Below are 15,182 nucleotides of genomic sequence, written 5' to 3'. Positions count from 1 at the left end.
CTCCCTATTGCCAATGAATATGCCATGCTTCTAAATTTGCTCTTGCTATACTATATGTAAAATTAGGCGAATGGGTAATTATTATAGAAAAAAGTTCAATCGAATAAATGATGGCTTTACAGGAGACTATTCCGAAATCAATATTCTGAAAATTTTCACGACTACAGCTTATCCACCAGCATTTCTATGTTAAAATGAACTTATATTTTTACAAGAACTGGAGTCCTGTATATGTTAGAAAAAATGAATGCTTTTCTTGGGAAGTGGATGCCTCTTTTAACCCCGATTAGTGTCCTAATTGGGGTATTGCTATCAGATATCCTTCATCATGTCTCTTTCTTAGTTCCGTGGATTTTTGCAGTGATGACTTTTATAGGGAGCTTGACATCTAACTTAAAATCAGTGAAATATACAATCACCCATCCACTTTCTTTGCTTTTGACACTGGCTATTCTACATATTCTTACTCCTTTGTGGGCATTTGGGATTGGTCACTTATTTTTCCAAAATGACCCTTACACGATTACAGGGCTTACGTTAGCTGTGGTTATTCCAACTGGAATCACAAGTGTTATCTGGGTTAGCCTCTATAAAGGAAACATTGCACTTACTCTTGCGATTATCTTGCTCGATACCTTGCTGTCTCCGTTCCTTGTTCCATTAAGCATGAGCCTTTTTGTAGGAGAAACGGTACAGCTTGAGGTTTGGGGGATGATGAAGGGGCTGCTTGGGATGATTGTTCTGCCATCTATTTTCGGCATGATGGTTAATCAGTTTTCAGTGGAAAAGGCGAAAAAGTGGAATCATACACTATCCCCTTTTTCTAAAATTGGGTTAGCACTAGTTGTTAGTATTAATAGTTCTGTAGTAGCCCCTTACTTACGAAATATTGATAAAAAGTTTCTCCAAGTAGCACTTACTGTTTTTGTAATAGCATTATCTGGATACTTTTTTGCCTGGATATTAGGGGTAGTTACAAAACGAAGCAAAGAAGAAACAATAGCAATGATCTATTCTGGCGGGATGAGAAATATTAGTGCAGGAGCAGTTCTCGCTGTGAGCTTTTTCCCTCCAGCAGTAGCAGTTCCCGTTGTGATTGGTATGCTATTCCAACAAATTCTAGCAGCTTTATATGGATACTTTATTAAATTAGTCTATGAAAAGCCTGTAGTAGGGAAAATTTCTTAATTCATTTGAAAATCAAGAGGTGGTTCTAAGTATTCTAACAGAGGATAATCCCAAACGACTGATAAGAAAATACTACTAATATTTTCCTTATCAATCGTTTGGTTTTTTATTAGTTTGTGGGTATTACCCGCAGACTAAAATACATTTTGCTTTCCAAGCGGCTGACTTTCGGTCTCCTCAACTTAGCCTTTGAGGTCTTGACTTCTTCTGCTCGCTAATCCTATAAAAATCTATGTGTCTGCTCGTGTTGATTTTTATGATTTTTTCTCTATAATCATGGCACACATTTCTATCATCTCACTTGCCATAATCTTTAATGTTTCGGTTGTGAGCATTTGATCTTCTGCATGCATGAGAATAAGGGAGAATGGCAGTTGTTCTCCAGCAGCCTCTCTTTGTATAAGAGAAGCATGGACTTGATGAATTTGATTGTAAAATTGAACACCTTCTTCTATTTTTTGCTTCGCTTCGTCCATTTTTCCATTTCTTGCAATCTGAATAGCTTCTACATAACAACTTCTTGCTTCCCCAGCAAATGAAATAATCTGAAAAGCTGCTGTCTGCATTTCCTCTAAAGTATTCAATTTCACCACCTCTATTCTCTTGGTTAATTTTTAGCTAATGATAATGCATGGTCTAGTATTTTCTCTCCATTAGCTGTACCGTACAATCTTGTATCAATGACATCCACTGGAATTCCATATGGTTTCGCAGCACTTTCTGCCGCCTGTTTCATAAATCGTACTTGCGGTCCTAGAAGAATGGCCATTACCCCTTCGCTTGAGGTTGCTAATTCATCAGCAATTGCTCCTTCTGGAATGGCATAAACATCAATTTCTTCGCCTCTTGCCTTAATAGCTGCCTTCATTTTTGATACTACAATGGAAGTAGACATACCTGCTGCACAAGCTAATATTATTCTTTTCATCCTTCATTCCTCCTGTTATTTAATAAAATCATCATTTTTTACGGTGATTTCTCGAGCTTTAATGATTTCCTTATACCAAAAAGCTGACTTTTTCAATTTTCGGTTTCGATTTTCTTCTAAATTAATTTCAACTAGTCCATATCTATTTTTAAAAGCATTCATGGGCGAAACATTGTCCGTAAATGCCCAGAGCATATATCCTTTACAGTTTGCTCCCTGTTCGACTGCTTTTAATAACCATTTAAGATGTTCACTAATAAACTCAATGCGATAATCATCTTGGATTACTTCACTTTCGTCTTTATACTTAAACTCATTTTCCACACCCATTCCATTCTCGGCCACAAACCACTCAATATTGCCATAATCCTCTTTCAAGCGAGTTGCCATATCAAACATAATCTGCGGATAGATTTCCCAGCCTCGGAATGGATTCATTTTTTTGCCTGGCATATCGAACATTTCATAATAATAAGCTGGATGAAAAGGGGTATTTTCGTTCCATGCCGTTGTTCTAGCCTTTACGCGATGAGGATAATATAAGTTAATCCCCACATAATCAACGGTATTATTTCTTATTACCGTTAAGTCTTCTTCTGTATGTTCAAATAAAATATTGTGTTTGTGTAAAAGATCCATTAATTCTGCTGGATATTCTCCTTTAATCGATGGATCTAGAAATACTCGGTTAAAGAATAAATCATAAATACGGGCGGCATCTTGGTCATGCGGAGCCGAAGATCTCGCATATGTTACCTCTGGATTTAAAATAACCCCAATTTTAGCCCCTTGTCCATGCAGCTGCTTTTCTTTAAACAAGGCAACAACCTTAGCAGTGGCAAGTGCTTTATGATAATTCCACTGCATCCACTTTTGGGTATTCTGCTCAAATGGATAACGTATTGCATCTAAATATACACGGGTCTGCACAACAATTGGTTCATTAAAAGTAAACCAGTGCTTCACTTTACGCCCGTAACGCTCGAATACTTTTTCTGCATATTTGACGAATAAGTCCACAACATGTCTGTCGTTCCATCCGCCATATTTCTCAAAAAGAGCAGCCGGTAATTCATAATGCTCTAAGCAAATCATTGGTTCTACACCTTTATCTATCAGCTCATTAATAACATTATCGACATATCCAGCATAATCCTCATCTACCACTGCGTTTTCATAATCCACCAAGAAACGAGACCAATTGATCGATGTCCGGTAATGCGTTAACCCTATTTCCTGCATTATGCTGATATCTTCTTTATATCGATGGTAAAAATCTGTAGCGATTCCTGGTCCGTAGCCATTGTGCCAAACATTTTTATTATTTTTATACCAGATATCCATATAGGAGTCTTGAGAGTCCTTCTTTCCAGCCCATCCTTCTGTTTGCCACGCAGATGATGCTGCTCCTAAAATAAAATGATCTGGAATACTAACTTTCATTTGTTCCATTATTTCTCCTCCTTACTCTTCACAAATAACTATTAAATTCATGATTCCTAATAATCCATCATAGACCATCTCACAAGTATTGGCCGGATAGGAGAAATGAGGAATCACAGCGTCTATCCTATACAATCCGATTGTCAAATTTATCTCTTCCTCCCTTCCCGTATTAAATTACTCGTCTTCTGGAACAGCAGGAGCCTTATTAGCAATCAATACAAATGGCAAATAAATTAGAACAGATACGATAATACAAATAATCTGGGTAATAACCGCTCCAATACTTCCGGCCGTGGATAGGTATGCATTAATAATGGGCGGGGTCGTCCAAGGAACCATGACGACAGCCTTAGCAGCAAATCCAGTTACTGTAGCAATATAACCGATTGTCCCTGTAATCAGCGGGGTAATAATAAAGGGAATAGCCATAACTGGATTTAACATGACTGGTAATCCAAATATAACTGGCTCATTTATATTGAACACACCAGGTCCTGCGGATAGTTTTGCAATACTTCTCATTTCTTCTCGTTTAGATACTATAAAAATTGCTATTAATAAACCAATGGTTACCCCTGAACCACCAATATTCATATACACATCCCAAAACGGCATCGTGATAATATTAGGAATTTCCTTTCCCTCTTGGAATGCCGTCATATTAACAGTAATAGATGCCAGCAGCAGTGGTTCTCTTATCGGTTTTACCATTTGATTTCCATGAATACCAATCACCCAGAAAAATTGGGCCACAAACATAAGAATCAGAATTCCTGGCAGTCCTTGCATGACACTTTCTAACGGTCTTTGTACAATGTTATATACTGCTTCATATAAATAAATCCCTGTAACTTTGAAAAAAAGAAATCCAAAAGTAGCAACAATCGTTACAGTTAAAATAGAAGGAATTAGTGCTGAAAACGAAGTCGCAACATTTGACGGAACACTATCAGGCATCTTAATTTGCAGCTTATCTACTTTCGATAACTTGCAATAAATTTCAACCGATACAATGGCGATAATCATTCCGAGGAATAAACTTTTTGGATCAGAAAACTGCCTTGCTAAAACATCAACCACTAATTGGCTCTTCTCATTAACAAGCAGTTCTAGCGTTGTTGGAACAACAGAAACATAGGACATTAATGCTAATATTCCAGGGAATAACGACTGATGGCCATTGATCCGTCCGAGCTCTATCCCAATAAGAAAAACGGCCCCAATTGTAAGGAAGTTCAAGGTAGCATATTGGATCGCCTTCATAATTGGCTGGTAATCAGCCAAAAAGGCAAATGCTTTAAAATGGGCTAAACCACTCTCTGTTCCCATCACCATATTCGCGATTAAAACGGCAAACGCCCCTGTTATAATGACAGGCATTAACGTCACAAAAGCTTTTTTTATGGCCATAATATATTTCTGATTTGTTATTTTGTAAGCAACATTTCCAAGGGTCTCGGTAGCTTTGTCTTTAAAACTCATTGATTAACCTCCATTCCTAATTTAAATGGAAATGATATGTTTCATTTCTTGTTTTCCATTCTATTGGATAAGCGCTTACATTTACATACACTTATTTTCCACCTTAAACTGGAAATGGCTGACTCAAAAAAAAGGAACTCTAGTCCGGAGTTCCTTCCCTTCTATAAATTCCTATTGTCCAATAGCTAAAATACATTCTTTGAATTCGTCAAAGGACTTTACCTTTAATAGCTGATTCACCATATAGGCATTTCCTGATATTTTGACTAGCAGCTGATATAGCTTTTGAATATCTTTCTTGTACTTTTTTTGTACACTTAATAAGAAAATAAGCTGCACTTTATTTTCGCCCCATTGAATTGGTTTTTTTAATGTGCAAATAGATAAAAAAGTACTGTCGGTGATTGGTTTTAGAGGATGAGGAATGGCTATGGCGTTTCCATAACTTGTTGGAGCAATCTCTTCTCGTTCCATGATTAACTCAAAGAAATGATCTGGCGCAATCCCCTTCTGTATAATTTCTCTTGCTAAAAATGCTAATACTTCCTCTTTCGTTTGATACTCTTGTTGAAAAAATCCAAGGTCAGGATAAAAATATTGCAAGGTAGTTTCAACTCTATCTACAACCATATGCTCTAATTTACTAATGTCTTCCTCTCTTAAAATAGTATGTACATCAATAACAGGTATGGTTAATTCCCTTTTAATAGGAATGGTACTAACAATGAAGTCTAATGTACTTAGATCATAGTTATCGATGGTAAACATATTAGCAGTTCCTACAATTTCAAGTTTATTGCCAAAGGTGGACTGAAGCTTGTGATACAGTAATTGAGCACTTGCCACCCCAGTAGCACAGACAATCAAGCATCTTTTCACATTGTTTTTTGCTTTCTTTCGCTCAAGCGCTGCGCCAATATGTAATGCTAAATAACCTATTTCATCTTCATTAATGTCCAATCCCTTATGTCTACTTAAGTATTTCCCCATAATAACAGCAGCATCAAAGGACATTTGATAATTTTTCTTGATTTCAGCAAGAAGGGGATTCTTTATGGTTAAATCGTATTTATATCTATTGATAGCAGGCTTTAAGTGCAGACATAACCCGTAAATTAATTCTTCATCATAGGCTATTTCTAGATCCAATTCTTGCTCCACTTCGTGGAGCATCGCTTTTGTTAATGCTAAAATGTCTTCCTCTATCATTTCTAACATATTCTCTCTGCTATCAGACTGGTAAACTACCATTTTCGCACCTAATAAATGAATAGTTATGTAGGCTATTTCTGATTCAGGAAAAGTAACATGTAACGTTTTTTCTAGAAAAAAGACAATCTTTTTGGCAATCGTAAATTCTCTTTTTTCTTTAAGAGGCTCCATTTCTTTTAAAGGCATGGAAACATAATTATCATTTTGTATGCGAATACAGGCAATCGCAATATGCGTTGCTAAATTATTTACGCCAATATCTGATAGAAAAATAGATGCCTTTTCTGCTTGTTCGATAATAATGTTTCTTATTTCTTCTAGTTTTTTATTCGGAAGTATCCAATCTGTTTGATCCTGGTCAAACACATATGCCGCAAGACAATAACGCAGTTTAGCTTCTTGCCCCTTGATTTTCAAACCATAGTTTGGCTTCTTATCTAGATTTAAATTAAAGTCTTTTAATAATCTTCTTACTTCTTTCAGATCATTTTTAATAGAGGATTCACTTACAAAAAGCTCCTCAGCAAATTGTTCGATTTTTAAGTATTCTTCCGCCAATAATAGACGTTTTAGAATATAGTCGACTCTTTCCTCAGGTTCCGTTGGAAGGGGTGTACTTACGTTATTTTCATTCATTATTTTTGTTAAAAATGGTTTAAAATAATGATAATTTCCAATAACTAATTCATATCCCTTCCCTCTTGTCAGTACTATTTCTGCTCCATTATCTTTTAATGTATCAATCAATGCCTTCATATCACTTCTAATTGTTCGCGTGGTTACATCCAGGGCATTTGCTAAGTAATCACTGGAAAGCGGAGACTTTGACTGCATAAGCTGATGCAGTATCTTTTGTTGTCTTATTGGTAACAATTTCACTCACTCCTTTTAACCAATTCCCTTCTATGATAGTTATATCCATCATATCTTATCAGCCTTTTATTAGAAAGCGGTTTCTAAACAAATTATCCATTATCCATAATGCCAATAATCTGCAGCAGAAAGCATCTCGCCTTTTTTCATTCCTGATACGCAGGGGTGCCCTTTTACATAATATCGTAAAGGTTTTAGCGTCCATTCCTCTTTATTTGGAATCCCAATTCTCGGAGACTCAATTATTTGGGATGGTACTTTCCCATCTACAATCCGTAAAGATTCTTCATTTATTAAGATACCATTTAAAGCTTTGGTGATTTCCATTGCTTTTGTAAGCTTCCCAGGTCCATTACATACATTTACTCCATTTGCTTGTCGATTCTTTTCCATCCCTTCTATTCCTTCAAAAGGTTCAATCGCTCGGATAAGAACAGCCTGGGGATTTCCCTCTTCTTTTGTAACAATATTTAACATATGGTGGGTATGCATCGTATAAATATAGATTGTTCCACCTGACTTATACATCGATTTCAATCGAGGCGTGCGTCTTCCTGCATAGCTATGACAAGCCATATCTTCTATCCCAACATAGGCTTCCGTCTCTACAATATAACCACTATACGTATATGCCGGCGTTTTATGAATAAGTTTTTTTCCTAAAAGTACTTGTGCTATTTCTTCTGTTGACTGGTTTATATAATCAATCATCGTCTCTCTCTCCTATTATATTTCTTCTAGTATACGTTTCTTTCCCCCAAAAAAGAAAGAATCATCCCTTTATAAAAAGAGATGATTCTTTTCACCTAGTGATTATTGCTTAACAAGTTCTTTTTGTTTCGCTATAGCTGCTAATCCAGCTTGATTTAATGTATTCCACGGTTTGTTAAAATGCGGTTGAAAGAAGAAATCGATAAATCCTAATTCATCAATCGTCATTTTAGTTTGAATACATACAGATAATGTATTCATCATTTGTGTCACATCTGCTTTTGAAATTAATTGTGCCCCCAAAATTTCTCTTGTCTCTTGATGGAAAAGTACTTTTAAACGAATTTCATGAAATGTCGGCATAAATTCTGGACGATCATTATCGATTACTTCTGTTACTTCATAAGGGATATTATTTAATTTAGCCGTAACTTCTGTTAATCCGGTAGATGCCATATTTAAGCCAAAAATATGCAATCCAGAAGTTCCTTGTGTTCCCATATATTTCAATGGTCGTCCAGCAATATTATAGCCGACAAGTGTTCCCATTCGAACAGCATTTGTTGCAAGGGGGATATACATTTTTTCTCCAGTTGGATTATAATTAACAGCACAGCTGTCACCTGCTGCATAAATATCTGGATTACTTGACTGCATATATTCATTAATTTTAATAGCACCATTAGGAAGCAGGTCTACTTTACCTTTTAACAGATTTGTGTTTGGTCTAAAGCCCACACATAAGATAACTAAATCTGTTTCATATTCTCCTTTTGTGGTATAAACCTTTGTTACTTTTCCTCGTTCATCACCTGCAAATTTTGTTACTGTTTGTTGTAAAGCTAAGTGAATGTTACGCTCCGCAAATTCTGCCTCAACCACATCTGTAAACTCTTTATCTAAATATTTATTTAGAATTCTGTCCTCACTATCAATTAACGTCACGTTTTTTCCATTTAACGCAAATGCTTCCACTAACTCAACACCAATATATCCCGCCCCAATTACGGTAACATTTCTTACATTCTTAGAGCGCTCAATTATTTCATTTGCTTGATTATAGTTTTTAGAAAGCAAAATATTATCCAGATTAATTCCATCAATTGGTGGAATTATTGGCCATGAGCCAGTAGTCATTACTAACTTATCATATGGATCAATCTTTTCTTCTCCTGTTTGTAAGTCTTTCACACGTACTTGCTTGTTTTCTGTATCAATTTCTAGGACTTCATGCTCCATATGCATCGTTGCGCCAAGCGCTTTTAACTCTTCTGGTGAAGAATAAAATAACTGACTCGCATCTTTGGCAACACCGCCAACATATAAAGCAATTCCACAAGATAAAAAGGAAACATTATTATTTTTTTCATAAACAGTTATATCTATATTTTTATTTACATTTGCTAATGTTTTTACTGCCGCTGTCCCAGCATGTGTACATCCAATTACAACTACTTTCATGTATAAAAACTCCTTTTGTAATAGATTGAATGTGAAATCCTTCACTTGATTAGTGAAAAAAATCACATATATTGTGATAGAATTCACATTCTGTTCACATCTTTATTATACATCGAATATTTCTTAATGCAAGTATTTTGTGATTGAATTCACAAAATAAAACATAGAAATATATTCCAATATTAGAGTTAAAAAAGTAGCTGGAAATAAACAAACTATAATGGGGGAAAAGGAAGCGACCGCTTCATCGAAAGTAAAACATTGTATTCAGGCTCTCTGTAATTACAACAATCTTTCTTTTTAAATGAATTAAAACCCAGCCAATAATATTTTTGGTATCATTGGCTGGGTTTGTCTTCGGTTGAATAACGTTTTCCTAGTCTCTATTATCTGCAAACTCCAAAAACACTTTTTAAGTACTTCTACTCCTTACTTTGCACGGTAAGCTCAACTAGCTGATCAATCGATTTGTCTAATGCTTTCTCATATCCCAAAGGATCTGATAAAGCACGCCACCCCTCTTTTCGTATGAAGGATAATACTTCTTCCATTTCCTTATCCTCTATTCCAAGTTCTGTTAACAAGACTAAGGTACGTTCCAATGCGCCAACCATTCTTAGTGGTCCATAATGAGCAGGCTCTCGATACAGCCCTTTTGCACTTGTAAGAATATAGCCGCTATAATCTCTAACAAGTTCTACTAGCTTCTCATTTTTGTATGTTTCCATATCTGTCAAAAGAAATTACCTCCTCTTTTGCCCTGTTTTTTTTCTTTCTTGGAGATTCTTTTGAATAGCCTAAACTGATGAGAAGCTCTGGCTCCATCTCATGTGGAAGCGCCAACAATTCCTTGATGGCTTTTTTATGAAAGGATCTAACTGGGCAATTTCCGATACCTAATGAATGGGTAGATAAAAGAATATAGGCAGCGACTATTCCTAAATTAACAAAACGCAATACTTCTTCCGAATCTTTTCCGCCTTTATGGAGAGCTTCTGCAGGGTTGGAGCACAACACAATAACAGCCGCCGGATCTCCTGATAGACCTGGGGAAAATCTTTTTATTCTTTTTATCTGCTCTTTGTTCTGGACTATGAGGAAGTGAGATTATTGAGCATTGCTCCCTGACGGACTATGTAAAATACTTTGTTCAATTGAATCGACTACTTCTATAGGTAATCCGCTTCGTTCTGCAAATGAGCGTGAACTTCTTCTTGTTTTTATTGCCTCCAATACATCCAATATCCATTCCTCCCTTAAAAAGAAAAGCCTCTACTTTCTAATACGTTCTTCAAATTTTCTCTTAAGCTTGCTGAGGCAGCGATTGTTTCTGGCCTTGTGCATCTTCTAGCAGTATGTTCTTTCCATCCGTAGTCCTTCCCCTGCTTTTCTGGTTCTCCAGCTAAGGAGACTCTACGGCCATCGTAGGTTTTACGAGAAATCATCGTATGATCGTATTGTTCTAATGACTCGTCAAGATTTTCTATTGAATATTTTTCCTGATGAACCATTACTTTTTCTGGTAATCTCGGCTTTACGCCTCGTCTTGTTCCTTCTTTTTCAATGCCTATCGATAATCCCGAAACAGCAAATACGCCTGCGGGTAGGCCGAGCTCCTCTGCAACCGCATCGGGATGGTTTCGAATAGAACCAACAGGTACACAACCTAATCCTAACGCTTCCGCAGCCACTACTGCATTTTGCAGAGCAAGGGTGGCGTCCATTGAGGAAAGAAGAAACATTTCTAACGTATTGGCTAGAAAAGAATATCCTTGTGATTCTGTCACGTATTTCAAACGGTAAATATCTGCACAGAAGACTAGAAACACAGGTGCCTCATGGATAAATGACTGTTCGCCAGAAATGGTAGCTAACCGTGATTTCCTTTTTTCATCCTTTATTACAATAATGCTATACGCCTGCAAGTTTGAAGAGGTTGGTGCACTTCTAGCTGCAGTTATAATCGTTTGAAGAATGTTTGCCGGAATATCTTTTGATTGAAAAGCCCTTACTGACTCATGAGCAGTAAGTACCTCAATCGTTTCATTAAGTAAATGCTCCTCTTTTGATAAGCCTTCTAACTCAATTCTCGTTTCCCTTTTCGAATATTCCCTCACTCAAGTCACCACCTTGCTATTTTATCAGTACGCCTTTCTCCATCAATAATGCATCATCTATATAAACGGTAGGTTGGGTGACAACTCCATCTATATGAACGCCTGCTGAAACTGTTCCACCAAACGTGTCATTGCTACCAAAAGCTATATGAATGGTCCCGTATACTTTTTCATCCTCTAATACCACACCTGTGATCCTTGCCTTATCATTTGTTCCTATCCCAAATTCTGCGAGCATTCTGCCTTCCCCATTGCCTAATATCTTTAATAATTGCTCTCCTTCTTCTCCTTCTGCCTCCACTAAGCGACCTTCTTCTATCTTAAGCTTAAGCGGAGTACTTAGCTTTCCTATTCCAGCCACAGAGCCATCCACTACAATGGTACCAGCTGCAGTTCCTTCTACTGGTGCAATATATGCTTCTCCAGACGGCAGATTACCCGATTCCCCGGGGTGTAAGTACATTCCCGTACTTGGGATGCCCTGCCTTTCTGTCATATCAAATGCTAAACAATAACCGTCTTTTTCAATTTTGACCTGCTTTCCCTTTGTAAGCTGCTCCGTTATTTCTTCCGTAAGAATTCTCACTTGTTCATAATCCGCAGAAATGGCTCCTTCTAAGAACATATCCTTTGTTATTCCTGGCATGGTCGCAAGCCTTGTTCCTGTCTCTACTGCTTCTTTTCTAGCTTGTGTATGGGTTAAGGAATGTGCCGTTACACAAACAGCCACATCTGCTGCTTTCATGGCTGCTGCAACAGTTGCTGGTGGCTCTTGTCCCGACTTTTCTCTGTCCTGCATAACAATAAGCATCGTTTCAGCGTGTAACGCTTTACCAGCTTCATATATGGATTCAGCTATTTCCTTCTTTGCTTCATCTGTGACAACGAGAAATAACTCTCCTTCTTTTATGCCTAAACAGTTAGCAAGAACATTTTTGCTTGTTTCTATCATTTTTTCGTTCATTTTTATCCTCTCCCTATATCATTTCTGATACTAATTTTGCCATGATTGCATTGGAGAGAATGACTGGTTTATTAGCTATTTCTGCTACCATCTCTCTGGCATTCTCTGTATATCCCATACAATCCAACAAAATTATATCTGCTTCCTTCTTTAATTCTTTAGCTGCATTCTTAAAAGTTTCTATACTCATATTATATGGTGATGCCACACTAAAAATAGGTTTTAACCCTAAGGGGGCATATTTAGGAAGAGACGTCTTTATTTGTTCCTTAAGTGGAACAATTACACCCAGTCTTCTATTTCCTACTAATGCGTGAATGGTGGGGGGAATGATATGATCAGGTTCAATTAAATAAGCTTTCCTTGTTTGCAGCCCTGGAAAAACACCAGTGCACAACAGCAATATTTGGTTTATTCCCATATTCTCTAAATAATAGATTTTCTCCTGTAAAATTGGCTTTATTTTTTCGCGAGACATAACTACCGACTCATTTGTTACTAGTCTGGAGGTTAAAACATAATCGCCTTCTTCAGGATATAGATTTGTCTCAATATAATCTTTCGACATCCCATCTAATACTCCAACTTGGATAAGTTCCGCTTTGTTTACACACTTCTCTACAATTGGGGCAACATCCGTTCTTGGAGCTTGACCAATTGTAATCATTCCAAGCTTTTTCATATAAACAACTCCTTTTTATAAGTCATTCTCTCCTCTACTATAAGGAAAGAGAGGAAGCAATGCCCCCCTCTCTTTTCTTACTTGGTTAAGACTGAGGAGAAACAGCTTTCCCCATTGTTTGCAGGACTTTCATGGAACCATATAAGGTTGTCATTCTATTAAATTCATCTTTATCATAAAATTCGCAAGTTCCATTAGCTATTTCCTTTGCAACCTCTATAGAAAAACGAACGGCATCCGCAATATCTGTTTCGTGACTAGCCCCCGTGCCACACCCTGGGACGATTGATTGAGCTGTTATTGCCAAGCCAATAACTGGTGCGTCTGTCGCAACAGATGGCTGCAAAATGGAATTGATATGGTATAAATCATTTCCATATGGTGTTATATCTTGTGAAGTGACAGGGAAGGTGACTGGAAATTTCCCTGTCGTCATTTCCATAATTCTTAGTAAGTCCTCACTAACTCGAAGAATGTAGCCTTCTTTTACTGTTGGAGAAAGAGCAATTCCTTTATGATTGATCACTCTATTTCCTTTTGTAGTATCAATTGAAATAATACTGTCCATTTCTGGAATTACTTCATGTTTATTCATTGTTAAAATATCGACTGGAGAATCCATAAAGTCAACAGGTTCATGTGGTCTTGTTGGTGCATCTGGGCAAATATGTGTGGAAACAATCACATCTCCAGCAAGTACATCTCCCTTTACCTGCATATCTGCTAGTTTCAAAGCAGAAGCAATTGCCGCTACGGCACCATCAGCATCAGATACTAACCCAATTCTGCTTGGTCGTGCACCAATGCCCCCTAATCTTCCAATAATACCTAATGTCGGAACAGTTCCACCAGAAGATTTCCCTTTTGCTCCCGGTATGGTAATCTTAATAAAATCTGTGCTTCCTTTTTCCCCTGTTACTTTTACAACATCTGTTTGTACATTTGGATATTCTTTAAATAAATCAGCAACAATTTCTCCTGTTACAAATGCATTATCTAACGTTTCTAATGCTACTAAAGTTTGTTTTAAAACCATTCTATCAATCTCTCCTTTTTAAAGATAAGTTAGAATTTTTTTGTTTATTATTTTTTCAATTGGTTGGATTAACTTTTGGTTACTCATCGTACTACTTAAGCGTAATTTTTCCTTGGGAACGGTTATAACAGCTACTTGCTGACCTTTTGCCATTTCCGCGGTTACAATAGGTCTAGCTGTTTTTGTATCCAATGTCATAATAAGGTCTGGAAAGGTTCCAAAACGCACTCCATTTTTTTCAATTGTCATATACTCGTTCCAAAAGGTCATATCATAGCAGTCTTCAATAGTTATTTTTCCTACATCGAAACCTCCTATTGTGTCTAAAGTACATGCCGTTACTGTTCCTTCTGTGACTATAGATCCGCCTAATTCAGACACAACTGCTTCGATAGCAGATTCCCCTTTATTAGACAGCAAGGCTTTGCCTACTGTAATTGCTTGCGAAATGGCTCCCTTCGCTCCGTTTTTCTTTGCGTATCCCACTGTGATAGGATTTCTTGCCACTGCTACTAACCCGCCAGCATCAATAGACAATTGGCGAACTGCTTTTGCTGTTATATCAAGAGAACCAGTGATAAGCATTTCTACATACTTATCTCCTTTCCCGCCAACGGCTGCTTGATGAGAAATATAAGTAGGCATCTCTGTTAAATTTAATGATCCCATTGTGCCAGTTGGATGAGCTCTTCCATTACAAGGCAGATCTACTACTGGTAACCCTGTCATAGCAGATTGAAACCAGCCATTTACTGTAGTACCAGCTCCATTTTCATTGGTAATAATTCCTTGAATTGGTCTATCTAGCTTACTTGCCAATAGCTCCATTGCTTTGACATAATGAACCGGCTTTACATACTGCCCTTTAGCTGCTGGAGCACCAACTAGCGAAACCGTTACAAGTAAGTCTTCATCCGCCATTTCCTCTGCTGTTTTTAAGACAGGCTGACCAACCTCTAAAGCAAGGCGTCCTATCTGAAGTCCATCTTCTATTTTTCCTCCTCCGCCGCCTCCTAGTATGGCACCACCATATACAGCAAATTCTACAATCTGTTCATCTAACTTTATTGTCACGTTTCATC

At 37.2% G+C, this 15,182-nt stretch carries 17 protein-coding genes; 1 reads left to right on the top strand and 16 read right to left on the bottom strand.

Annotated elements, in window-relative coordinates:
* Nucleotides 1-231: 231 nt before the first annotated feature.
* Complete coding sequence (locus tag NSQ89_RS24295; RefSeq protein ID WP_341133400.1) at nt 232-1,188, top strand: bile acid:sodium symporter family protein; 957 nt, start codon at nt 232-234, stop codon at nt 1,186-1,188.
* Nucleotides 1,189-1,442: 254 nt separating this feature from the next.
* On the opposite strand, the gene NSQ89_RS24290 is transcribed toward NSQ89_RS24295, so the two are convergent.
* The 16 genes from NSQ89_RS24290 to NSQ89_RS24215 form a co-directional block, all read right to left on the bottom strand.
* Complete coding sequence (locus NSQ89_RS24290; protein WP_235844446.1) at nt 1,443-1,778, bottom strand: PTS lactose/cellobiose transporter subunit IIA; 336 nt, start codon at nt 1,776-1,778, stop codon at nt 1,443-1,445.
* Between the two features lie 17 nt (nt 1,779-1,795).
* The gene (locus NSQ89_RS24285; RefSeq protein ID WP_047940837.1) at nt 1,796-2,116 is read right to left on the bottom strand and encodes a PTS sugar transporter subunit IIB; all 321 of its coding nucleotides are present in this window, start codon (nt 2,114-2,116) and stop codon (nt 1,796-1,798) included.
* A gap of 15 nt (nt 2,117-2,131) precedes the next feature.
* Nucleotides 2,132-3,568, bottom strand: a complete 1,437-nt coding sequence (locus NSQ89_RS24280) for a glycoside hydrolase family 1 protein (protein WP_047940838.1) — start codon at nt 3,566-3,568, stop codon at nt 2,132-2,134.
* Nucleotides 3,569-3,580: 12 nt separating this feature from the next.
* A complete protein-coding gene (locus NSQ89_RS24275) occupies nt 3,581-3,706 on the bottom strand; it encodes a hypothetical protein (protein WP_268874795.1) in 126 nt (41 codons plus the stop codon).
* A gap of 30 nt (nt 3,707-3,736) precedes the next feature.
* Nucleotides 3,737-5,044: a PTS sugar transporter subunit IIC gene (locus tag NSQ89_RS24270; RefSeq protein WP_061796941.1), complete on the bottom strand. Its 1,308-nt coding sequence runs from the start codon at nt 5,042-5,044 to the stop codon at nt 3,737-3,739.
* 171 nt (nt 5,045-5,215) lie between these two features.
* Nucleotides 5,216-7,129, bottom strand: coding sequence for a BglG family transcription antiterminator (locus NSQ89_RS24265; RefSeq protein ID WP_053215587.1), 1,914 nt, complete (start codon nt 7,127-7,129; stop codon nt 5,216-5,218).
* A gap of 99 nt (nt 7,130-7,228) precedes the next feature.
* Nucleotides 7,229-7,837 (bottom strand): DNA-3-methyladenine glycosylase, encoded by a 609-nt coding sequence (locus tag NSQ89_RS24260; protein WP_341133443.1) that lies wholly within the window; start codon nt 7,835-7,837, stop codon nt 7,229-7,231.
* Nucleotides 7,838-7,942: 105 nt separating this feature from the next.
* Nucleotides 7,943-9,301, bottom strand: a complete 1,359-nt coding sequence (locus tag NSQ89_RS24255; protein ID WP_047940840.1) for an FAD-dependent oxidoreductase — start codon at nt 9,299-9,301, stop codon at nt 7,943-7,945.
* A 422-nt stretch (nt 9,302-9,723) separates the two neighbouring features.
* Entirely contained in the window at nt 9,724-10,029 is a 306-nt protein-coding gene (locus NSQ89_RS24250) for a DUF6092 family protein (RefSeq protein WP_144544840.1), read from the bottom strand.
* Nucleotides 10,010-10,318, bottom strand: a complete 309-nt coding sequence (locus NSQ89_RS24245) for a nitroreductase family protein (RefSeq protein WP_341133399.1) — start codon at nt 10,316-10,318, stop codon at nt 10,010-10,012. Before NSQ89_RS24245 ends, NSQ89_RS24250 begins: the two co-directional genes overlap by 20 nt.
* A 90-nt stretch (nt 10,319-10,408) precedes the next feature.
* Nucleotides 10,409-10,543 (bottom strand): hypothetical protein, encoded by a 135-nt coding sequence (locus tag NSQ89_RS24240; protein ID WP_341133398.1) that lies wholly within the window; start codon nt 10,541-10,543, stop codon nt 10,409-10,411.
* Between the two features lie 14 nt (nt 10,544-10,557).
* On the bottom strand, nt 10,558-11,418 hold the full coding sequence (locus NSQ89_RS24235) for an NADPH-dependent oxidoreductase (protein WP_341133397.1): 861 nt from the start codon (nt 11,416-11,418) through the stop codon (nt 10,558-10,560).
* 16 nt (nt 11,419-11,434) lie between these two features.
* Nucleotides 11,435-12,382 (bottom strand): aminopeptidase, encoded by a 948-nt coding sequence (locus tag NSQ89_RS24230; RefSeq protein ID WP_047940843.1) that lies wholly within the window; start codon nt 12,380-12,382, stop codon nt 11,435-11,437.
* Between the two features lie 13 nt (nt 12,383-12,395).
* On the bottom strand, nt 12,396-13,064 hold the full coding sequence (locus NSQ89_RS24225; protein WP_047940844.1) for an AroM family protein: 669 nt from the start codon (nt 13,062-13,064) through the stop codon (nt 12,396-12,398).
* 85 nt (nt 13,065-13,149) lie between these two features.
* Nucleotides 13,150-14,100: a DUF1177 domain-containing protein gene (locus NSQ89_RS24220; protein WP_047940845.1), complete on the bottom strand. Its 951-nt coding sequence runs from the start codon at nt 14,098-14,100 to the stop codon at nt 13,150-13,152.
* Between the two features lie 18 nt (nt 14,101-14,118).
* Nucleotides 14,119-15,174 (bottom strand): DUF917 domain-containing protein, encoded by a 1,056-nt coding sequence (locus NSQ89_RS24215; RefSeq protein WP_341133396.1) that lies wholly within the window; start codon nt 15,172-15,174, stop codon nt 14,119-14,121.
* Nucleotides 15,175-15,182: the final 8 nt, after the last annotated feature.

Origin of the sequence: Niallia sp. FSL R7-0648, from assembly GCF_038007005.1 — a bacterium.
GTDB lineage: Bacteria > Bacillota > Bacilli > Bacillales > Cytobacillaceae > Niallia > Niallia circulans.
This window is presented reverse-complemented; position numbering and strand designations above follow the sequence as displayed.